The following is a 21090-nucleotide window of genomic DNA, read 5'->3' on the forward strand; positions in this document are numbered from 1 at the left end:
GCCGACTCTCCTCGTGCCGGCACAACTCCTGAGCGGCGACCAGAGTCCGGGCGGAACGGGTCAGTTGACGCGGATGAGCGAACGCTGCCACCCAGAAGACCCGTCCGGCGCAATCGGCGCTCGTTCTTCGACCTGCATGTCGCCGTTCTTGTTGATCGCGCGGACGGCGACGTAGTGCGTTCCGGGGGTGGCATCCCACTCCATCAGCCACTGCACCCAAGTGTCTTCATTGACGGGTGCCGAGAGCGTGGCCGCAACCCAGTCTCCGTTGTCGATGCTCACCTCGACGCTCTCGATTCCGACGCTCTGAGCCCAAGCGACACCGGCGATCGGGATGCGCCCGGCCTCAACAGCTGCGCCGAGTTTCGGGGTGTCGACCCTCGAGGAGAACTTGATCGGCGCCTCCGCGCTGTATCCGCGCGGCGTCCAATACGCTTCGTCGTCGGCGAAGGTCGTGACCTTGAGTTCGGTGAGCCACTTGGTCGCCGACACGTATCCATAGAGACCAGGAACGACCATCCGCACGGGGAATCCATGCTCGAGAGGCAGCGGTTCCCCGTTCATGGCGACCGCCAGGATCGCGTCGAGACCGTCGTCGGTCAGAGCAGACAGCGGCGTGCTCGCGGTGTAGCCGTCAACGCTGCGCGACAGCACCATGTCAGCTCCGGACTGCGGCCCGGCCTTGGCAAGGACATCGCGCAGCGGCACGCCGAGCCACATCGCGTTGCCCACCAGCTCGCCACCGACCTCGTTCGAGACGCAGGTCAGCGTGATGGCGTATTCGTCGAGCCCCATGTCGAGGATGTCTTGAAAGCTCAGCTCCACCCGCTGATCGACCATGCCGTCGATCACGAGACGCCAGGTCTCGGGGTCGATCGTCGGCACGGTGAGCGCGGTATCGACACGGTAGAAGTCCTCATTCGGGGTGAAGAGCGGACTCAGCCCAGGAACGTCGAGCTCGGCGCCGGACGGCACCGTCACTCTCGAGCGCGGGGACGGCAGGCGCAGAGCGCTGCGGATCGACTCGACAGATGCCACCGCCATGCTGACAGTGCGGGCGGTGATACCGACGATGATGGCGGATGCACCGGCAACTGCCGCCAGGACGAAGAAGCGCCGCCGGTCGACACCGGTCGGGGTCCTCTCACCGTCGGCGTGGCCGGTGGAGGCGCCTGCGTTCGCCGTACCAACTGCGCTATCCCGCCACGCCCGCAGCCGGCGGCAGAGAAGGACGAGAACAAGGACGCCGACGACTGTACCTAACACCGGCGGAAGAAAGGCGAGCGGCGTCACACCAGCGCGAGTCAGAATTGCCGCGGTCGAGAGCGCGCCAGCGATGACCAACGCGACGGCGCCCAGGGGAGGGCGCACGAACTGCAGGATTCCCGAGATCGCGGAGGCAATGAATACGGCAAGGCCGAGCCCGGCCAACAGGGCGATCTTGTCGTACTCGCCGAAGGTGGCGATCGCGAACTCCTTGAAGGGCTGCGGCACGATGTCGATCACGAACCCGCCCACCGCGAGGATGGGGCTAGCCGCACGGGCGAACAACAGCGCGAAGAGCTCCGCCGTTGCCAGGAACACGCCACCGCCGATCACGCCGGCGAGCGCAGACCACAAGATGAATCGTTTAGCACTGCTGCGCTGGGTCACGGTCGTCTCCTCTGTCGCCGGTTTCGGCGTTCTCCCCAGTTATTCGGAGACGAGGCGCAATCGGATGTGACGCGGGGGCAGACTGCGACGATCGGTCAGACCTCGACGACGTGCGGAGGGGGCGGCGGCGCGAGCTGCCGTAAGGGTTCGCCGTGCGCCTCGCGGTGCAGTCGCTCCATACGGCTGTCGAGCTCAGAGGCCGCATCCGCCGCATCCGACAGGCTCTGGACGAGGTGCGAGGGAACTTGATTGGCGAACTTGTAGTAGATCTTGTGCTCGAGGCTCGCCCAGAAATCCATCGCGATGGTGCGAAACTGCACCTCGACCGGCACCAGCAACGGCCCGGTCGACAGGAATACCGGCACGTCGATAATGGCGTGCAGGCTCTTGTAGCCGTTGGGCTTGGGAGAGGCGATGTAGTCCTTAACCACACGCACGGTGATGTCGTCTTGCTGGGTGAGCAGATCGAACAGCCGGTACACATCCGCGACAAAACTGCAGGTGACCCTGACGCCAGCGATGTCGGTGATCTCTTCGCGGATGCGATCGAAGTCGGGCTCTTCGATGCCCTTGCGCGCGATCTTCTCCACGATGCTGTCTGGAGTCTTCAGCCGGCTCTTCACGTGCTCGATCGGGTTGTACTCGTGATCGTGAGTGAATTCATCCCGCAGGATGGAAATCTTCGTCTCGACCTCGCGCATCCCGAACTCGTACTCGCGCAGGAACTTCTGAAACTCGTCTCGCAGTTCGCGGGTTTGCCGGATGGTTTCTTCGGTGACCTCGATGGTCGTCATGAAAGCGACGTTACGCGTTGGGGTTCAGAACCGGCTGTACGTTCGCGGCCAGCGGATGCCGTGAGGATTCCGTGTGGGTGGGCTCGACACCCGTAGGGATTCCGTAAGGATGCCGTCCCCCAGAGCTCCATGCGGCGTACGGTCGTCGTTCGTGACTGATGAAACGCGCGATACTCCCGATGCACCGCAAATTGCGAAGCGGCTGCTCATCGGTGAACCCCTGACCTCCGAGCAGATGAACGACCAGCTTCTTCCGAAGCGGCGAGCGCTGCCGATCTTTGCGTCGGATGCTCTGAGCTCCGTGGCCTACGCCCCGCAAGAACTCGTGATGATCCTCCTCATCGGCGGGCTGACCTTCCTCTTTTTCACACCCATCGTCGCGGTGGCCGTGATCGTTCTGCTGGTAGTGGTCGTGCTCAGCTACCGTCAGCTCATCAAGGCCTACCCCTCCGGCGGCGGCGACTACGAAGTGGCGTCGAAGAACCTCGGTGAAACCGCCGGAGTGGTCGTCGCCGCCGCCCTGCTGGTCGACTATGTGCTCACCGTTGCGGTGTCCGTAGCATCCGGCGTCGACAACATCATCTCGGCCCTGCCGGGGCTCAACGCGTGGCGCGTCGAGCTCGCCGTCGGCTTCGTGGTGGTGATCATCATCGTGAACCTGCGCGGTGTGCGCGAGGCATCCGCTGTCTTCGCGATCCCGACGTACGTGTTTATCGCGTCGGTGGGATTCATGATTGTCACCGCGCTGATCCGCACCGCGCTCGGCGATGCGCCGGTCGCCTCGAGTGCGGATTTTGCCGTGCACGCCGAGGATCTCAGCCAGGCCGCGGTGATTCTGCTCGTCCTTCGCGCATTCTCCAGCGGATGCTCGGCCCTCACCGGCGTCGAAGCCGTTTCCAATGGCGTTCCGGCCTTCCGTGCCCCCAAGGTGCGCAACGCCCAGGCGACCCTCGTACTGATGGGCTCGATCGCGATCTGCCTGTTCGCAGGTCTCACTGCCCTCGCCCTCATCACCGGCGTGCACTACGCAGAAAACCCATGCGATCTGATCGGTTTCAACTGCACGAACCCGCAGCCGAGCCTGATGGCGCAGGTGGCCGCGGCAACCTTCGGCGGCGGCAGCGTGCTGTTCTTCATCGTGCAGGCCGCGACCGCCTGCGTGCTGCTGCTCGCCGCGAACACTGCGTTCAACGGCTTCCCCCTGCTGGGTTCGGTTCTCGCCCGCGACGGCTACGCGCCCAAAGCGCTGAACACGCGCGGCGACCGGCTCGTATTCTCCAACGGCATGATCCTGTTGGGGATCGGCGCAATCGCCGTTCTCGTCGTGTTCCAGGCACGGCTGACCACGCTGATCCAGCTGTACATCATCGGCGTCTTCGTGTCGTTCTCGCTCGGGCAGCTCGGCATGGTCCGGCATTGGCGTCGGATGCTGCGCGGTGAGTTGCGGGAGAAGACTGCTGCGACGGCATCCGAACGGCACTCTGCGCATGCCGGCCTGATCATCAACGGGGTGGGCGCCGTCTTCACCATCCTTGTGCTGATCGTTGTCACAATCACGAAGTTCACCCACGGCGCGTACCTGGTGTTCTTCGCGATCCCCGTGCTCGCACTTTTGATGGTGGGGATCAAGCGCTACTACCGGGATGTCGAGCATGAGATCGCAGTGGACGACACCACCCGGTTCGGATCGTCCGGTGACGTCGCGCTCGTGCTCGTGAACCGGTTGCAGAAGCCGGTCCTGAAGGCACTCGACTATGCGATCGCCGCGGATCACGAAAAGACGATCGCCATCCATGTCGCGTCCGCCACAGACGACAGCGAGGAACTCCAACGCGAGTGGCGGAAGCACCAGATTCCGGTGCCGCTGGTGATCCTCGAATCGCCCTATCGCACCTACGCCGAGCCCGTCGGACACTACATCAAGGCATATCGCGAGAAGCACGGATCGTCTGTCGTAACCGTCTACCTGCCGCAGTACATCGTTGGGCACTGGTGGGAACGCCTGCTGCATAACCGGCGAGCACGTCGGATCGCGAACCAGCTGATGCTCGTACACGGAGTATCGATCACGCTGGTGCCTTGGCTGCTCGATTCTTCCGAGTTGATCTATGGACGCCGCTCGCGTCCGATCCCCGGCCAGGACCGTGCCGGTCGTCCGCCGCACGCCGGAGTCTAGGATGCAAACATCATGAGTACCGTTGCGGCCACAGTGGCTGCCGATCGCACGGCCCTGCCCCGAACGACCGGCGGAGCCTCGGCTGGCGCCGTGAAGTGCTCGGATTCGCCGTTGCCCTGGTCGGCGGACCGCTATTGACGTGGCTGCTGCTCGCGTTGCGCAGCCCCGAGTCGATCACCTACGAGGTGCTGTCGTACCAGTTGCTCGTTGTGATCGTTGCTCTTGTCGGGGGGCTGCGCCCTGCGGTCTTCACGGCCGTGTTGTCTGGTGTCACGCTCGACCTGCTGTTCGTGGCACCGCAGTTCAGTATCGCCGTCCAGCATCCGCTGCATCTTCTCGCCCTGGCGCTCTACGTCATCATCGCCGTGCTGGTGAGCCTGATCGTTGACCAGGCCGCCCGGCGTGCTCGCGCAGCCCAGCGGGCCTCGGCCGAAGCAGAACTGCTCGTCTCTGTCGCGGGCAACGTGCTGCGCGGTGAAAGTGCAGTGCTCGCCCTGGTCACCCGCACCAGAGAGGCGTTCGGTCTCAGCGGTGTGCGTCTGGTCGCGGTCGACGGCGAAGTGCTCGCCCGCGACGGGGAACCGGTGTCGGACGGAAGGTCGACGACGGTGCCGGTCGGCGCAGCACCCGACGGGACGCCGCGGGCGCTGCTCGAGCTGCACGGCGGGCCGCTGGGTGAGCCATCCCGTCGCCTCCTAGAGGTGATTGTCGCGCAACTGTCTGCGGCGATCGAGCACACCGACCTCAGTGCCACTGCACGCGAGGCGGAATCGCTCGCCGAGACCGATCAGGTGCGCACCGCCCTGCTCTCGGCTCTCAGCCATGACCTTCGTCGCCCGCTCGCCGCCGCAGTGGCCGCAGTCGGCGGGCTGCGCAGTCTGCACGATCTCTCTGACTCAGATCGGGCGGAACTGCTCGCCACCGCCGATGAGAGCCTCTCTGCGCTGTCGGTTCTCGTCACCGATCTGCTCGATGTGAGTCGCGTGCAGGCGGGAGTTCTTGCCGTTTCTGCGACGCGGATGGATGCCGTCGACAGCATCCTCGCGGCCCTCGATGAGCTCTCGCTCGGCCCTTCGGATATCGAGCTTGCACTTGACTCCGAGCTGCCGCCGCTGCGCGCCGACCCCGTGCTGCTGCAGCGGGTGCTGGTGAATCTGCTCGCCAATGCGCTCGCCTACGCGCCGAAAGACACCCCGGTCACGATCACGACCCGGCACGTCGGAGAGCATGCCGAGATTCGCATCATCGATCACGGAGTGGGCGTTCCACTCGAGCGTCACGACAGCATCTTCCAGCCGTTCCAGCGTTACGGCGATACCGACAACGCGACCGGTCTCGGCCTGGGACTCGCCTTGTCGAAGGGCTTCACCGAGGGGATGGGCGGCAGCCTGACTCCCGACGACACACCCGGCGGCGGCTTGACCATGGTCGTCTCTTTGCCTTTGATGACCAAGCCTCTGACCACCGAGCCTTTGACGACCGAGGAGGTTTCGGAATGAAGCTGCTCATCGCCGACGATGACCCGCAGCTGGTGCGGGCGCTGCGCATCACGCTCGCCGCGCACGGCTACGAGATCGTCGCCGCTGCGGATGGCGCGGCTGCGATCACCGCCGCTGCCCAGTCACGCCCCGACATCATCCTGCTTGATTTGGGGATGCCGCGGCTCGACGGCATCCAGGTGATTCAGGCAGTGCGTGGCTGGACGAACGCACCGATCATCGTGATCTCGGGACGCACCGGTTCGGCAGACAAGGTGGCCGCTCTGGATGCCGGCGCCGATGACTTTGTCACCAAGCCGTTCCAGGTCGATGAACTGCTGGCTCGGCTTCGTGCGCTGTCGCGACGGGCTGGTGCGCGGTCGAGCGAATCGAGCGTGCACTTCGGCGATGTTGTGGTCGATCTCGCGGCAAAGGCCGTCACCCGCGGCGGCTCGCGAGTGCACCTGACCCCGACCGAATGGCGCATGCTCGAACACCTCAGCCGCAACCCCGGCGCCCTGGTCACCCGACAGGATCTGCTGAAAGAGATCTGGGGCAGCGAGCAGGTGTCAGATTCGGGGTATTTGCGGCTCTACATGTCGCAGCTGCGCAAGAAGCTCGAGGCGCACCCTTCCGCGCCAGTGCATCTGCTCACCGAGTCGGGGATGGGCTACCGGTTGGTGGTGTGACTTGACGCAAGAACGGCGCCCTCTCCAGAAGTGGAGGGAGCGCCATTCTTGCGGTGCGAATCAGGCGAACAGGGCCGTGATCGCCGGCACGGTGAGCGCCGCGACGTAGTAACCCATGAACTGGACGCCGGTGTGCATCTGGAACAGCTTGTTCAGCAATCCACCGACCAGACCGATCGTCAACGCCACCAGCAATGCGATGATGCCGCCTTCATAAAGGCAGATCACGGCGATGAGGCCGGCGAAAGCCCAATGATCGCTTCATGCGAGACCTTCTGCATAATCCATGCTGCAGCGCGGTGCGCCTGAGTCATCGCGAACGGGTAGGTGATGATGACGGCGATCAGCACCGCCAGCAGACCGAACACGAGGAACTGCCATGGCTCAAGCAGATTGTGCAGGTTGTTCGTTTCGCCCGTCTCGGCGTTGATCGTGTACACCGGTGGTGCGTTGAACAGCGGGTTCGCGGGCCCTGCTGCCATTGGTGACAACGGAAGCCCAATCGCGATGAGGGGGATAAGGGTTTCCGCGATGTAGGTCGACTCGGTGGTGCCGTTCTTCACCGCCATCATCGTGGTCAGACGACGGTAGCCGTTCTTGATGCGGCCCGCGAAGAGCTCACCCATCAGCACGGTCATCGCCACCGGCGAGAAGACAAAGGTCGCGCTCGAGATCGCTGCCGCGCCGACCGTTCCGCTCAGCTGCCCACGATCGAGCACACGGAACGGGTTAGGCATGCGGCCCTTCCACGTACGCACGTCTGCGGCGAGCTCGAAGGTTCGCGGAGCATCTCGCTTCATCGTCACACGCCCAGCAGGGGTGGACGCGAGCACCAGGTCAGCGATGAGCGGACCGATTGCGATACCGAGGAAGAAGCTGATCGACAGCCCCTTGCCCAGCGCATCGACCGCAAAATTCTGCAGGCCGACCACAATCAGCACGAACGGGATCAACGCCAGAAGCGCACCCCAGCGGCCCTTCGAAAGCACAGCGATGAGGACGGCAGCTGCCAAGAACAACCACGGCGCGACCGCGCTGATCGCTCCGGAGAACGGCGTGAGGATCCAGGCAAAGAACACTGCCAGCGGAACAGCGATGACCGCGGCAATGACGCCGCCGGAGATCGCCTTGCGCAGCGCGATGTGCGGCACACCCAGTTCGCGCAGCATCTGCGCGTCACGCAGCAGCGGTGCAGCCATCGTGTCACCGGGGATGCCCAACAGCGTGGTGGGGATGGCGTGGGTAATGTGCTTTGCGGCAATCGCAGACATGAAGAACGCAAAGACACCGACCGGCGGAACGCCCAGCAAAATAACCAACAGTGTTAGCGGGGCGATTGTGGCCGTTTCATCGGTTCCGGAAACCAGGCCAATCAGCGCGAAAGCGATGGTGGCCAGCAACGACATGCCAATGGCCCAGAGGACGGGCTCGAGCAAAGATTCCATCACTCACCCTTCCCTTCGGCCGCGAGGCGCACATTCTTCTCGTGCTGTGCGCGCAGGTCGTCGTAGAGACCGAGTTCCTTCACCTCAGTGAGCGTTGCTGCGGGAAGCTCATCCGGGTCACCGAGGGGGCCCATTTCAGCCTCGATGGCATCCATCGCTTCGGCCCGAGAGCCGCTGTGCGCTTCGCCTACGAGCACGACCCGTTTGGGCTTGAAAATGCGCGCCGCGATGACTGCCGCGAATACGCAGGCGGCGAGTCCGGTGATGAGAGCATACGAATGTCCGAGGGCGTCGCCTTCGGTCAGGGTGCCGAAGCCCCAATCTGCGAGCAAGTACACGGGCACGGCGATACCGATGCCCAGGCCAATAGAGCCCATCAGGTGCCGGCCATCGACCGTGTCACCCCAGACCTCCATAAGTTGTGGTTGTGCCACGGGGTATTCCTCTCTAGCGGGTCAGCGACCTTGCGACTCGTGAAGTAGTGGGTTTTCCGAGTGCCTGGGAAAGCCAGGCACTCGTCTCGGTCAGGGCATCTGGGTCGATGCCTGTCTGGATGCCAAGACCTGTCAGCATCCAAACGAGATCGTCGGTGGCGAGATTCCCGGTTGCGGAGTTCGCGAACGGGCACCCGCCAACACCTGCGGCGGCGGCGTCGAAGATGCGCACGCCTTCTTCGAGGCCGGCGTATACGTTCGCGAGCGCCATCCCGTAGGTGTCATGCATGTGCAAAGCGAGGGAAGAGATCGGGATGCCGGCACCGACGAGCGCACGGAGGGTCTGCTTCACCTGCCCTGGGGTCGCGACACCGATCGTGTCGCCGAGCGAAAGGTCGGCGATTCCCCACGACCGCATCGCGGTGGCGAGGCGCACGACCTCAGCGGTGTCGACGTGCCCTTCCCACGGGTCACCGAAGACCATTGACAGGTACCCGCGCACGCGCACCCCATCGATTGCTGCACGCTCAACTACTGCCTCGACGATGGGTTCCATACGTTCCCTCGGCGCACCGAGATTCGCCTCGGAAAATGACTCTGTGACGCTGAGGAACACGGCAATATCTGTCGCGCCGGCAGCGAGCGCCAACTCGTATCCGCGCATATTCGGCACCAGTACGGGAGTGCGCGGCGAGAGATCTTTGACCCTCTGGAACACTTCTGCCGAATCTGCCATCTGCGGCACCCTGTCGGCGCGAACAAAACTGCCGACTTCGATCACCGGTGCGCCAGCGCGGGCGAGGCGTTCAATCAGCTCGACCTTGGTGTCGACGTTGAGTAGTGTCTTCTCCGCCTGCAGCCCGTCTCGCGGTGCAACCTCCCAGATTTCCACCTCATCTGGCAGTCCCTGCTGCGGCGAAATGGACGGCAGTCCGAGCTCTCGCGTGGTGGTCACTGGTTCGACCGCAGTTCGGCGAGCACGCTCTCGGCAACGTCAGCGCGCACAGCACGGCGTTCGACGATGGCTGCAGCAACGGCATCCACCTCGGCCCCCGTCGCCCCGGCTGCGACGGCGACGTTGCGCGCATGCAATCCCATGTGGCCGCGCTGGATTCCCTCTGCGGCAAGTGCGCGCACAGCAGCAACATTCTGCGCAAGGCCAACTGCCACGACGATCTCGGCCAGCTCGCGGGCCGTTGACACCTCAGTCATCGCGACGGCTGCACGTGCGGCCGGATGCGACTTGGTAGCGCCGCCAACGAGGCCAACTGCCATCGGCAGCTCCAAGGTCGCGACGAGGTTGCCTTCGGCGTCCTGCTCGAAACGAGACAGCGCACGGTACTGGCCGTCACGAGCGGCGTAAGAGTGCGCACCGGCCTCAACCGCGCGCGTGTCGTTACCGGTAGCGAGCACGACTGCAGAGATGCCGTTCATGATGCCCTTGTTGTGGGTCGCGGCGCGGTAAGGGTCGTCGTATGCGAGGTTCGCACCAGCAATCATGTTCGCGATGACTTCTGCGCCGCCGACTTCGTCGGGGTGGATAGTGAGCCGAGCACGAGTGACGCGCATGTCGGCAAGGTTGGTGAGGATGCGCAGCAGCGAACGACCCTGCGCGATCGCGGCGAGGCGCGGGGCGATCGCCTCAGCCATCGTGTTCACGGCGTTCGCCCCCATCGCGTCGCCGACATTGACGACGAGGTGCACCACGAGGTGCGTGTCGAGCACCCCCTGCACGATTCGCACGAGCAGGTCGCGTGCGCCGCCGCCGACCTCGACGAGCTTCGGATCCTGTGCGTCAGCGAGGGCCAGGATTTCATCCTTAGCCTCGAGAATGCGTGCGCGTGCACCGTTGATGTCGGTGACATCGAGCAACTGCACCTGTGCCTGCATGAGCGGCTCACTGGAGCGGGTGATAATGCCCCCAAAACGGCGAGACATGCGTGCAATGTTGGATGCCGCCGCGATTACCGACGGCTCCTCAGTGGCCATCGGCACCAGAACCTCGCGCCCGTTGACGATCACGTTGGTGGCGACGCCGACGGGGATGCCAATCTGGCCGATGACATTCTCGATCATGCGGTCGGCTTGTTCCGTGCTCAGCCCGTTACCTGCAAGCGACGCGAGATCGAGGTTGCCTCCGACTGCGTCCGTCACGGCCGCTCGACGATCGTCGACGCTGAGGTTGCGGAGTCCGCTGAGTCGAGAGGTGGTTGCCACGTTGCTGCCCTTCCGGATGACGCTTTCGTCACCAACCTAGACAGCCAATCAGTGATCGAAACCCATACAACAGATCCGTTTCAGATATATGCGAGTGGGTGATTATGTACTTTTCAATGCGGAACGAGCATTTTCTATGCGCAGCGCCAGTTCGAGCCGGAAGCGAGACTCTGGTCGATCGAGCTCTTCGCCGAGCAACACGTTCAGCCGCTGCATCCGCTGCTTCATGGTGTTCACGTGAATATGCAGCACGCGAGCGGTGGCGGTCAGCGACCAGCGTTCGTCAAAGAGCGCGCCCAGTGTCTGCAGCAGCTCAGATCCATGCGCACGGTCCCACTCCCTGACCGGTCCCAGCATGCTGTCGATGAAGGTGCCCAGGCGCACGCCATCACCATCAAACAACGCCGCATACGGAGCGAGGGTGATCGAGTCCATTGCCCCTTCAGCGATGCCGAGCCCGAGCGCCAGTTGGGCGCTCTGCCATATGGCAGGAGCCGCGGCAGCAGCGACATCGAGACCTTCACAAACGGAGGCAACGACGAGCGGACCTGCTGCACCAACCACCTGCTGGATGCGACCGGCCTCTGTGCGAGCACGGTCGTGGACACTGCCGGTGCTCCCCAACGATTCTGAAGAGGATGGCGCAAGTACAGTCACCCCGAACGCGCCGGCGCGGCAAGCCAGTCTGCCCGCCCACGCAAGCGCGATAGCACCCGCTGGCGCTCATCTGGAGCGCATGACACCGCGGCGACCGTCCATGGCGCAGCGATCAGATAGCCGCGTGCGGCCGCACGACGCACGCCGGCCATTCGCGTCGTCGCTCCTTGCAACAATTCAGCGGCGACCTCACCGCGCACTCGCTCTTCTGCGTCGGCGAGCGCATTGTGCCGCAGCATCACCAGTGCAGCGATGAGAGCGGAGCGCTCGACTGTACGGCGTTCTATTGGGGTAAGCGGGTGAGCGCCCCGAGAAACCAGCAGCGCGCCAGAACGCGCAGTCGTGGCGACAACCGGAGTCACAAGTTCGAAGGCACTGTCTGCAACCTCTACGCTTCGACCAGTAGCCGCGGCCGCGACCACCGCCTCGCGCAACTGACGGTCTAGCGCAACTTCAGCATCGCCGACCAGAGTCGAACCCTCATCATCGATGAAGACGACATCACGGCCAAGCGCCTCGGCTAGGGCACCAACGACGGCATCCGTGTCATGGCCGAAAACGACGAGTTTGATCAGCTCGCCGTGTAGCGAAGCTGCCCACTCTGCCTCCTGTTGCCGCGATGAGGCCTCCGCACTCGCATCGGTCGCATCCTTGAGCAGCTGCGCGAGATGCAATACGAGTGCCGCGTGACCCGCGAAGGCCGAAAGCAACGAGATCTCCTCGGGGCGAAAATCGTGCGGTTGTCGGCTCGCCGCGAAGAGGACGCCAAGCACCTGGCCCCCGACGACCAGCGGTGCTCCGAGTAGCGAACGCAGCTGTTCTTCGTGCACGATGGCGTCGATCGTCACGTCGTGCGGCACTGTAGTGAGCGACTCGTAATCCGCCACCCACTGCGGACGTTGTGTGCGCACCGCAAGGCTAGCGAGCCCCACGCCGGCGGGCACCACCATTCCGAAGAAGCGGGGAGAAACGGTGCCCGTCTGTGCCCGCACATGCAGCTCATCGTGATCAGAGTCGTACACCGAGAGGTAGGCGACATCGACTTCCATGAGCTCCCGTGCACGGTCAACGATGCGCTGCAGCATCAAGTCAGCATCCGGGATGGAAAGCAGGTCGCGCGTCGAAGACATCACCGCGCGCAACTCGGTGCTTCGCCGACGGAGCGAGTCAACCTTGCGTGCAAGATCGATGGCGGCCTCCGCCGCCTCGACGTCGTGAGCGAGCACTGAGCGGATGGCTCGTGGATCGGCTCCCGTCCCGTCTGCGATCGAACGAATGATCCGCGAGAGCTCAGTTGCCATGCCCCTATTGTCCCCGGGCATCCGGTGAATGCCCTACCGCTAAGCCCTCGACGGACGCGTTATCGCTGCCGCCGACGAATCAGGATGCCGCCGACCGCCGCACATGGCTACGCGCGTGCGCGACGGCGGCGTCGAGCTCATCGAAGAGATGGTTCTGATGCCGGAGCGATGACAGCACGCCCACGCGTGAAGCCAGAGCGAGATGCCGCGGCTGAATCCCCTTCACGAGCACGGTGATGCCGCGCCGCTCGAGGCTCGTGATGAGCTCGGTGATCACCTGCGCGCCGGTCGCATCGAGGATCTGCAGCTGAGACATCCGGATCACAACGACCTCGACGTCGCGCAGTTCGCTGATGCGTTCCAGCATCCGTTCGGCGACGCCGAAGAAGAGCGCACCCTCGAGACGGAACACGGCGATCCGCTCATCTCCCGGCTGCGCAGCGCCGGGCAATTCTTCACGGTGAACTCCGCTTGCGCGCGCCAGTTGACGGAGTGCGAAGAACGCGGCCACCGCGATGCCGATCAGCACGGCGTAGATCAAGTCGACGCTGACCGTGACGATCGCCGTGATGATGAAGACGGCGGCATCCGCTCTCGTCGACCCGACGACAGTGCGCACGGTGGCGATCGAAATCATGCGGAACGCGGTGACCATCAGCACGCCCGCAAGGGCTGCGAGCGGGATACGGGCGACGACGGATGCTCCGACAAGAACGATGGCGAGCAGCAGCAGCCCATGGACGATCGAGGCCAGGCGTGAGCGCGCCCCCGCGCGCACGTTCACGGCCGTGCGGGCGATCGCGCCGGTTGCGGGCATCCCGCCGAACAGTCCGGCCGCGATGGACGCGAGCCCTTGCCCGACGAGCTCGCGGTCAGCGTCGTACGCGCCGGTATCGGAGATCGAAGCCGCCACCCGAGCAGAAAGGAGCGACTCGATCGCCGCAAGGGCTGCCACCGCGACGGCGGGGCCAGCCAGCGCAAGGAGCGTCTCGACGTCGAGCATCGGAAGAGTGGGAACAGGCAGCCCGGTAGGAAGTTCGCCGATCGCTTCTACCGGCAGCGCGAATGCCCACGCGGCGATCGAAGCGATGAGGATCGCGACGAGCGAACCGGGAAAGCGCGGGTGGATGCGCGGCGAGAGGAGCATCACCGCCACGACGATCGCGACCAGCAACAGTGACCACGCGAGCGTCTGCCAGTCGATCGTGCGCAGCGTCTCGAGTGCCGCGACCATGGCGTTGGTGCTCTCGCCGCCCGCCGTACCCGTCGCCGTGGGCACCTGCTGCAGAAAGATGATCACCGCGATACCGAGGGTGAACCCCTCGATCACGGGCCAGGGAATGTATGCGATCGTGCGACCGAGGCGGAGGGCACCGGCCAGCAGCACGATCACGCCCGCGAGCAGGCACACCGCGGCGAGCGCCCCGGCTCCGTGCGACGCGATGATGGGGGCGAGTACGACCACCATCGCGCCGGTCGGACCCGATACCTGCACGTTGGATCCGCCGAATATCGCGGCGACGATGCCTGCGATGATCGCGGTGACAAGGCCGCTCTCGGCCCCAGCCCCCGAACTCACGCCGAATGCGAGTGCGAGCGGCAGAGCGACGATGCCCACGGTGATGCCGGCGAGCACATCACCGCGCCAGGTGCGGCGCACACCACGATAATCGTCTGCGCTGGGCAGCAATTGCCGCAGGGCAAGACCTGTCTGACGTGCGCGCGAGGATGCGCTCACGCCACGACATCCGGAATCCGCGGTAGGCCATCGCGTTCGACTAGCTGCTGCTGCGTGGTCTGCAGAATTTCACCGAGCAGCGCACGGGCGACACGAAGCAAGTCGGCGACCTGCGGGTACGCCAGTCGGTAGTACACCAGGCTGCCGCGCCGCTCAGAGAGCACAAGCCTGTTGCGTCTCAGCACGGCGAGATGCTGCGAGAGATGCGAGGCCTCAAGGTCGGTGACGGCGAGAATCTCTGAGACTGATGCCTCAGGCGCGGCCGACAGCACTTCGAGAATGCGGATGCGAAGGGGATGCGCGAGGCCCTTGAAGAGCCCGGCTTTCACTTCATACAGGGGGCGATTCGGATCGGTCAGCGCAGGTTCCATTGCTTCCCCCGTAGAGCATCATCTGATGGTGTGATAAATCCATCATATCATCGCTGTGCGTGCACCGGTTTGCGGCCTCGCGCTCAGCCGCGCATCAGAGACCGCCGTGCGGAAGGCCTACTACCCGCAGGCGTCAGCACGGCGAGGATGCGCACGAGTGTCGTGAGCCAGAGCAGCCCGAGACCGATCACAACCGCTTCCAGCACCGTGATGGCGAAGAGCCGAAAGCCGAAGGCCAGCACACACGCGACGACGAGCAGCAGCGCGATGCCGATCGTGGTGAGCAGAAGCGGACGCGGCGGCCCCGGAATCAACAGGGTGGTGATCACTCCGGCGGCGACGAACAGAATGAGTGTGCTGAAAGCTGCGATGTTGTGAAGCAGTGCGCTCCGCTCGAGCGGGAACAGCCCGATCGCGGCGAGTGCGACACCGGTCGCCGCCCACAAGACGACGACCCAGGCGATTCGACTGAGCGCGCTGTCACCTCGGATGCGGTGCAGGTCACGTCCGATATACGAGCCGACAGTGGCGGTGAGGATGCCGGCCACGAGCAGCGTGCCGTTGAATGCCCAGGCGCCGGCGCCGATGCCGAGCTGCGAGAAGTTCCGCTCCCACCACCGCGGGTCAGCGGCAGTGATCATGGCGAACAGAGTACCGATCACAAGGTAGCTGAACAGCAGCGCGGCAAGGTCTGCGGTGCGAAGGCCGATTCCGGCGGCGAAGGTCAGCCGACCGGCGAGCGCGCTGGCGACTCCGGCGAGAAGGCCGCCTCCGAGGGGAGAAAGCTGGAGCCCCTGCAGTCCGACGCCCAGTACTTCGCTGGCAAGCAGCACGCCGAGTGCGGTGACCCCGGCGAAGGCGATCGTCAGCGCGACGGCAGACAGTGCCGAGATGGTCGCCTGCCACCTGGGCATCGACGCGTTCTGACCTCGGCGGTGTAGGAAGGTGCTGACCACGAAGGACGCCGCGGCGATCACCCCTGCGACTGCTGCGACCGGCATCCCGACAGAGCCGTCTCCGGCGATCGGTCGCGGTTTCCCCACAGCGCCAGCATTCCGGCCCCGGCTCCCACCAAGAAGCAGACGACGGTCGCCCAGATCGCCCGGGTCTCCGCTCTCATCCGCTGTTCCTGGTTCATGTCCCCCATAGAACCACCTAGGACCGACCTAGCCGCGCATGGCGACGCCGCGGCGCCAGTACCCCATGAAGGCCACCTGGCCCCGGTCGATGCCGAGATCCTTCACCAGGTGTCGGCGCAGCGTCGTGACGACGCCGCTCTCTCCGGCGATCCAGAAGTACCGATCGGTCTCGGATGAGGAAGCGGCGACCTCTTCACCGGCTCCTGAGTAGAGCGGCGTTTCCCAGACCATCTCCTCGCCCTCGAGGTCGGTGATCTTGATCTCGCCGGTCGCGTCGCGGTCGCCGAGGTAGTCGAGCACCGTCGGGATCACGCGCAATCCGTGCGCGGCTTCGCCGCGCGGCAGCCAGTGCACCTCAACGCCTACGGGGGCGTCGATGGCAAGAATGTCTTCGGCGACCGGCACCTCGATGAAGGCGATGCCACGCAGGTCGCGCGGTGCGTCTTCGAGGATGCGGGCAATCGCCGGCGCAGCGGTCTCATCGCCGACGAGCATCACCGAAGTCGCTGCTCCCGGGGCATATTCGATGCCGCTGCGGTCTTCGCGTCCACGGCGAGGCCCGACGATGAGCAGTTCGTCACCCACCGCTGCTTTGCTGGCCCAGAGCGAGGCGGGGCCGGTGAGCCCTGGTGCGAGATGAAGAACGAAGTCGACGACGACCTCGGTGCCGGCATCCGTCACGCGCAGTTCGCGCACCGAGTAGGTGCGCATCGAACCGCGCTCGTCTTCGGGAACAGCGAGGTACGCGCCCCACCAGTCGTCCGTGTCGCGCGCGACCGGAGGCAGCACGCCGGACGCCGGGGGAAAGACGAGCTTGATTCGCGCGTCGTACATATCGCCCGGGGTACCAAAATCGTCGATCTCGGAGCCACCCAGGGTGATGCGCACAAAGTTCGGCGAGACCCGGTCAACGGCACGCACCTCGGCGCGGGCGAGAACGTACGGCGGGCGGGTGCGGGTGGTCTCAGCGGACATGATGCCTTCCGATCGGGGTGACCATCGGCTTACCGGAAACCGGGTCGGTGGTGATCTGATTCGCCATGCCGAAGACCTCTTCGACGAGCGTGTGGGTAAGAATCTCACTCGGTGCGCCCAGCGCGTGGACTCGTCCGTCCTTCATCGCGACGAGCTCGTCGGCGTAGCGGGCGGCGAGGTTCAGGTCGTGCAGCACCATCACGATCGTGGTGCCGCGCGAGACGCTCAGGTCAGTGAGCAGGTCGAGGACCTCAACCTGGTGAGCGACGTCGAGGAAGGTGGTCGGCTCGTCCAGCAGCAGAATGTCGGTCTCTTGCGCGAGCGACATCGCGATCCAGACGCGCTGTCGCTGCCCGCCAGAGAGCTCATCGACGCTGCGGTCGGCAAGGTCACTGATTCCGGTCGCCTCGAGCGCGTCAGCGACGACCTCGTAGTCGTGTGCGCTCCAGCGCGCGAGCACCTTCTGATGCGGATGCCGCCCCCGCCCGACCAGGTCGGCAACAGCAATCCCCTCCGGAGCGATCGGCGACTGCGGCAGCAGCCCGAGCACCCGCGCAACCTCTTTCGTCGGCCGCGAGTGCACGGACTTTCCATCGAGGACGACCTGCCCGGATGCGGGCGAAAGCAGCCGCGCGAGCGCTCGCAGCAACGTCGACTTGCCGCATCCGTTTCCACCGACGATCGCGGTGATCTTGCCCGGCGCGATCCTGAGGTCGAGCCCTTCGATGACGGTGCGATCGCCGTAGGCGAGGGTCACCCCCTCGGCCGACAGTGTGTGCGCCTCGGTCATAGTGACCCCCCAGAGCGGTTGGTGCGGATGAGTAGGTAGATCAGGTACGGCGCGCCGAGCACGCCGGTGATGACGCCGACCGGGTACCGGCCTTCGAACGCGAACTGTCCGATGAGGTCGCCGCCGAGCACGAGCACGGCGCCGACGAATGCCGATGGGAGCAGCAGGTTCGCCCCGGGTCCGGTGATGCGGGCGGCAATGGGGCCGGCCATGAACGCGACGAACGCGATCGGGCCGGTGGCAGCCGTGGCGAAAGCGAGCAGTGCCACGGCGCCGATGATAAAGCTCAGCCGCGTGACGCTCACCCGCACCCCGAGACCGGATGCCGAGTCATCCCCGAGCTGCAGCATCCCGAGCGCCTGTGCCTGAGCGAACAGGAATGGCAGAATCAGAATGCTGGCGATCGCGAGCGGCACGATGTCGTCCCACGATGCGTTGTTCAGGCTGCCGCTGATCCACCGCATGGCGGTCTGGATGTCCCACTGCGCAGCGCGCGAAAGCACGTATGAGACAACGCTCTGCAGCATCGCCGCGACCCCGATTCCGATGAGGATGAGTCGCGTGCCCGCGAAGCCGCCCTTGTTGGCAAGCAGGTAGATCGCGATCGCTGTGACCAGTGCACCGCCAAGAGCGAGCACTGAGACGAACGGACCGCTGACGCCCAGCACCACGATGCCGACGACGGCCGCGGCGCTCGCCCCCTCGCTGATGCCGATGATGTCAGGAGACGCGAGGGGATTGCGCAGCAAAGTCTGGAACGTGACGCCGGCGATACCGAACGCGAAGCCGGCGAGGAGTGCGAGCGCGGTGCGCGGCAAGCGCAGTTCGCCGACGGTGAAGGATGCCCCGGGCACAGTCTCACCAAGAATGACGCGGATGATTTCGCCAGGCGTATAGAACGTGTTGCCGACCATGAGCGCTACTGCGGCGAGCGCGAACAGCAGCACGCCCAGCACAATACTGGCAGCGGCATGGCGGCGATGGCGGGCGCGGCGGCCGGCGATGATCGCGGCGGCGGCCACTGTTGGGCCCTCCCGCTTCGACAAGCTCAGCGAGCGGAGGGCGCTCATAGTTCACGCACCTTCTGGCGGCGGACGATCCAGATGAAGAACGGAGCGCCGATGACAGCCGTGATGATGCCGACCTGAATCTCCTCCGAGGACGGTGCGATGACCCGACCGATGATGTCGCTCGCGAGCAGCAGTGCAGAACCAGCAAGAGCGGAGAACGGCAGTAGCCACCGATGGTCTGTGCCGACCAGCATCCGGCAGATATGGGGAATGACGAGGCCGACGAATCCGATCGGACCCGCGATCGCGGTCGCAGCTCCGGCGAGAACGACGGAGCCGGCCGCCGAAACGAGCCTGGTGCGAAACACCCGCTCCCCCAACCCTGCCGCGAGATCGTCACCGAGTGCGAGCGAGTTCATGCCGCGCGCGCAGGCGAAGCAGATGAGGCCGCCGAGGGCGAGCACGGGCGCGGTGATCGCGATGCGCGGCCACTCCGCGCCGCCGACTCCCCCGATCTGCCAGGACTGGAAAGTCTGCAGCAGGTCGACACGGGGCAGCAGGATGGCGCTGATGAGCGAGCCCAGCGCCGCGGCGGTTGCGGCTCCCGCGAGGGCGAGTTTGAGCGGAGTTGCACCACCGCGACCGAGCGAGCCGACCGTGTAAACGAACACCGCGGCGATCGCGGCGCCGACGATCGCGAGCAGCATGTAGCCGTAGGCGCTCGAGATTCCAAAGAAAGCGATGCCGAATACGACGGCGAGTGCGGCGCCGTTCGATACCCCGAGAATGCCCGGGTCGGCGATCGGATTGCGAGTGACAGCCTGCATCGTCGCACCAGATAGGGCGAGGGCTGCGCCCACGAGGATCGCGAGCACGGTGCGCGGCATCCGCTTGATGACGGCCGCCTGCGCGACGGTGTCGTCTTGTCCGCTGAGTGCGGCGACGATGTCGTCGAACGACACTGCGCGTGTGCCGAACGACACCGACAGGATGCTGAGCACGATGATGACCCCGACGCCGATGAGCAACCAGCCGACGCGCGCCGACACCGGACGCCGCAGAGGTGCGGTGCCCGGTGTCGGGGTCGTGGCGACTGAGGTCACTTGGCGAGCAGCGGTGCCTCGAGGATGGCGAAGTACTCGTCAATTCCCCACGGGATCGACAGGGGCGAAGGGTTGGCGGAGTTCGCCATCGGTGTGGCATCCGGAAGAATCGCGATTCGTCCGGCCGCAACCGCGGGGATCTTGCCGAGCAGCGGGTCAGCCTGGAGGGCAGCGATCATCGACTCGTCGCCGTAGGTGATGAAGACGTCCACGTCGTCGAATTTGTCGACCTCCTCGGCGCTGATCGTGAGGTAGAAGTCTGTGCTGTCGGCGTTGTCAACGAGGATCTGAGGCTCGGGAAGGCCGAGGCCCAGCAGGAATCCGGGGCGGGTGTCGGCGGGAGTGTAGAAGCCGACCTGACTGAAGTCGTTCGGGTCGAGGTAGGTGAACAGCAGCTTCGCGTCTTTGAGCGCCGGGTGCGCTTCGAGCGCAGCATCCGTCTCGGCATGCAGATCGTCGATGAGCGCAGCGCCCTCAGCGCCCAGACCGAGTGCTGTCGAGTTCATGGTGATCATGTCGTCGACAGACGTCGCCCACGCAATATCGGGGTACGCGACTACGGGTGCAATCTTGGAGAGGGTGTCGTAGTCCTCCTGCGTGATGCCGGAGTACGAAGCGAGAATCACGTCGGGGTTCGTATCGGCGACAGCTTCGAAGTCGATGCCGTCGGCCTCATCGAACAGCACCGGAACTTCGCCCGCGGCTTCGGCCTTCTTATCGCCCATCAGCGAGACGTCGACACCGAGGTCGGTGAGCTTGTCTTCGACCCACGGCAGCACGCCGTTGTCGTCGTCATCGCCCCAGGCAACCTTGCTCATGCCGACCGGCACGATGCCGAGCGCGAGCGGAACCTCGTGATTCGCCCATGCCACCGTGGCGACGCGCTCGGGCTTCTGGGTGATCGTGGTCTCGCCGTATACGTGCTTGATGGTCACGGGGAACGCGTCATCGGATGCCGGGTTCGAGCTCGCGGAGCTTGTGTCGCTGCTGGTCGCCGGGGAGGTGGAGCAGGCGGCGAGGCTGACGGCGAGAACGGCGGCAGCACCGAGGCCGAGGATGCGGGAGATGCGCACAGGCGTTTCCTTCAGTTCGGGGTGGGGTTTCGACGCAGCGATTCGAT

General features: G+C 65.0%; 19 protein-coding genes and 1 pseudogene. 3 read left to right on the top strand and 17 right to left on the bottom strand.

The annotated features are described in order from the left end of the window. Positions 1-60 precede the first annotated feature (60 nt). Positions 61-1653 (bottom strand): molybdopterin-dependent oxidoreductase, encoded by a 1593-nt coding sequence (locus tag DC31_RS15320; protein ID WP_036281666.1) that lies wholly within the window; start codon positions 1651-1653, stop codon positions 61-63. Positions 1654-1748: 95 nt separating this feature from the next. Further along, complete coding sequence (locus DC31_RS15325) at positions 1749-2447, bottom strand: GTP pyrophosphokinase (RefSeq protein WP_051607102.1); 699 nt, start codon at positions 2445-2447, stop codon at positions 1749-1751. Between the two features lie 235 nt (positions 2448-2682). Here DC31_RS15325 and DC31_RS15330 point away from each other — a divergent pair, with 235 nt between their 5' ends. From DC31_RS15330 to DC31_RS15340, 3 genes and pseudogenes are all read left to right on the top strand, one after another. Further along, positions 2683-4623, top strand: coding sequence for an APC family permease (locus tag DC31_RS15330; RefSeq protein ID WP_235201566.1), 1941 nt, complete (start codon positions 2683-2685; stop codon positions 4621-4623). Positions 4624-4659: 36 nt separating this feature from the next. Next, a pseudogene (locus tag DC31_RS15335) lies at positions 4660-6122 on the top strand (sensor histidine kinase); the annotation flags it as partial. After that, positions 6119-6790 carry a response regulator gene (locus DC31_RS15340; RefSeq protein WP_036281670.1) on the top strand — a complete coding sequence of 224 codons (672 nt, stop codon included), beginning with the start codon at positions 6119-6121 and terminating at the stop codon, positions 6788-6790. The pseudogene DC31_RS15335 and the gene DC31_RS15340, both read left to right, overlap by 4 nt. Positions 6791-6850: 60 nt before the next feature. Here the strand turns inward: DC31_RS15340 and DC31_RS18820 are convergent, their stop codons facing one another. From DC31_RS18820 to DC31_RS15405, 15 genes are all read right to left on the bottom strand, one after another. After that, a complete protein-coding gene (locus DC31_RS18820) occupies positions 6851-7018 on the bottom strand; it encodes a hypothetical protein (protein WP_200872949.1) in 168 nt (55 codons plus the stop codon). Continuing rightward, positions 7015-8235, bottom strand: a complete 1221-nt coding sequence (locus DC31_RS15345) for a tripartite tricarboxylate transporter permease (RefSeq protein WP_200872950.1) — start codon at positions 8233-8235, stop codon at positions 7015-7017. Before DC31_RS15345 ends, DC31_RS18820 begins: the two co-directional genes overlap by 4 nt. After that, complete coding sequence (locus tag DC31_RS15350) at positions 8235-8669, bottom strand: hypothetical protein (RefSeq protein WP_200872951.1); 435 nt, start codon at positions 8667-8669, stop codon at positions 8235-8237. Before DC31_RS15350 ends, DC31_RS15345 begins: the two co-directional genes overlap by 1 nt. A gap of 13 nt (positions 8670-8682) precedes the next feature. Further along, positions 8683-9624 (bottom strand): hydroxymethylglutaryl-CoA lyase, encoded by a 942-nt coding sequence (locus DC31_RS15355; protein WP_036281672.1) that lies wholly within the window; start codon positions 9622-9624, stop codon positions 8683-8685. After that, positions 9621-10886, bottom strand: coding sequence for a hydroxymethylglutaryl-CoA reductase, degradative (locus tag DC31_RS15360; protein ID WP_036281674.1), 1266 nt, complete (start codon positions 10884-10886; stop codon positions 9621-9623). Before DC31_RS15360 ends, DC31_RS15355 begins: the two co-directional genes overlap by 4 nt. 102 nt (positions 10887-10988) lie before the next feature. Beyond that, positions 10989-11450 (bottom strand): PucR family transcriptional regulator, encoded by a 462-nt coding sequence (locus DC31_RS17245; RefSeq protein ID WP_152545456.1) that lies wholly within the window; start codon positions 11448-11450, stop codon positions 10989-10991. An 89-nt stretch (positions 11451-11539) separates the two neighbouring features. After that, a complete protein-coding gene (locus DC31_RS15365) occupies positions 11540-12844 on the bottom strand; it encodes a GAF domain-containing protein (RefSeq protein WP_051607114.1) in 1305 nt (434 codons plus the stop codon). A 79-nt stretch (positions 12845-12923) separates the two neighbouring features. Then, positions 12924-14582 carry a SulP family inorganic anion transporter gene (locus DC31_RS15370; protein ID WP_051607116.1) on the bottom strand — a complete coding sequence of 553 codons (1659 nt, stop codon included), beginning with the start codon at positions 14580-14582 and terminating at the stop codon, positions 12924-12926. Beyond that, positions 14579-14953: an ArsR/SmtB family transcription factor gene (locus DC31_RS15375; RefSeq protein WP_036281676.1), complete on the bottom strand. Its 375-nt coding sequence runs from the start codon at positions 14951-14953 to the stop codon at positions 14579-14581. The genes DC31_RS15370 and DC31_RS15375 overlap by 4 nt, the downstream gene beginning before the upstream one ends. 83 nt (positions 14954-15036) lie before the next feature. Continuing rightward, complete coding sequence (locus DC31_RS15380) at positions 15037-15996, bottom strand: DUF998 domain-containing protein (protein ID WP_051607118.1); 960 nt, start codon at positions 15994-15996, stop codon at positions 15037-15039. Positions 15997-16119: 123 nt separating this feature from the next. Next, complete coding sequence (locus DC31_RS15385) at positions 16120-17067, bottom strand: siderophore-interacting protein (RefSeq protein WP_036281679.1); 948 nt, start codon at positions 17065-17067, stop codon at positions 16120-16122. After that, the gene (locus tag DC31_RS15390; protein WP_036281681.1) at positions 17057-17857 is read right to left on the bottom strand and encodes an ABC transporter ATP-binding protein; all 801 of its coding nucleotides are present in this window, start codon (positions 17855-17857) and stop codon (positions 17057-17059) included. The genes DC31_RS15385 and DC31_RS15390 overlap by 11 nt, the downstream gene beginning before the upstream one ends. Continuing rightward, entirely contained in the window at positions 17854-18927 is a 1074-nt protein-coding gene (locus DC31_RS15395; RefSeq protein WP_051607120.1) for a FecCD family ABC transporter permease, read from the bottom strand. Before DC31_RS15395 ends, DC31_RS15390 begins: the two co-directional genes overlap by 4 nt. Further along, entirely contained in the window at positions 18924-19970 is a 1047-nt protein-coding gene (locus DC31_RS15400; RefSeq protein ID WP_036281683.1) for a FecCD family ABC transporter permease, read from the bottom strand. Before DC31_RS15400 ends, DC31_RS15395 begins: the two co-directional genes overlap by 4 nt. Further along, positions 19967-21043: an iron-siderophore ABC transporter substrate-binding protein gene (locus DC31_RS15405; protein ID WP_036281685.1), complete on the bottom strand. Its 1077-nt coding sequence runs from the start codon at positions 21041-21043 to the stop codon at positions 19967-19969. Before DC31_RS15405 ends, DC31_RS15400 begins: the two co-directional genes overlap by 4 nt. Positions 21044-21090 lie beyond the last annotated feature (47 nt).

Origin of the sequence: Microbacterium sp. CH12i (assembly GCF_000685355.1) — a bacterium.
In the GTDB taxonomy this organism is placed as follows: Bacteria; Actinomycetota; Actinomycetes; order Actinomycetales; family Microbacteriaceae; genus Microbacterium.

Excerpts from the sequence above, each read along its gene's own strand:
- DC31_RS15385 (WP_036281679.1), bottom strand. The coding sequence starts at position 17,067 with ATGTCCGCTGAGACCACCCGCACCCGCCCGCCGTACGTTCTCGCCCGC.
- DC31_RS15345 (WP_200872950.1), bottom strand. The coding sequence starts at position 8,235 with ATGGAATCTTTGCTCGAGCCCGTCCTCTGGGCCATTGGCATGTCGTTG.
- DC31_RS15330 (WP_235201566.1), top strand. The coding sequence starts at position 2,683 with ATGAACGACCAGCTTCTTCCGAAGCGGCGAGCGCTGCCGATCTTTGCG.
- DC31_RS15340 (WP_036281670.1), top strand. The coding sequence starts at position 6,119 with ATGAAGCTGCTCATCGCCGACGATGACCCGCAGCTGGTGCGGGCGCTG.
- DC31_RS15395 (WP_051607120.1), bottom strand. The coding sequence starts at position 18,927 with ATGAGCGCCCTCCGCTCGCTGAGCTTGTCGAAGCGGGAGGGCCCAACA.
- DC31_RS15325 (WP_051607102.1), bottom strand. The coding sequence starts at position 2,447 with ATGACGACCATCGAGGTCACCGAAGAAACCATCCGGCAAACCCGCGAA.
- DC31_RS15375 (WP_036281676.1), bottom strand. The coding sequence starts at position 14,953 with ATGGAACCTGCGCTGACCGATCCGAATCGCCCCCTGTATGAAGTGAAA.
- DC31_RS15365 (WP_051607114.1), bottom strand. The coding sequence starts at position 12,844 with ATGGCAACTGAGCTCTCGCGGATCATTCGTTCGATCGCAGACGGGACG.
- DC31_RS15390 (WP_036281681.1), bottom strand. The coding sequence starts at position 17,857 with ATGACCGAGGCGCACACACTGTCGGCCGAGGGGGTGACCCTCGCCTAC.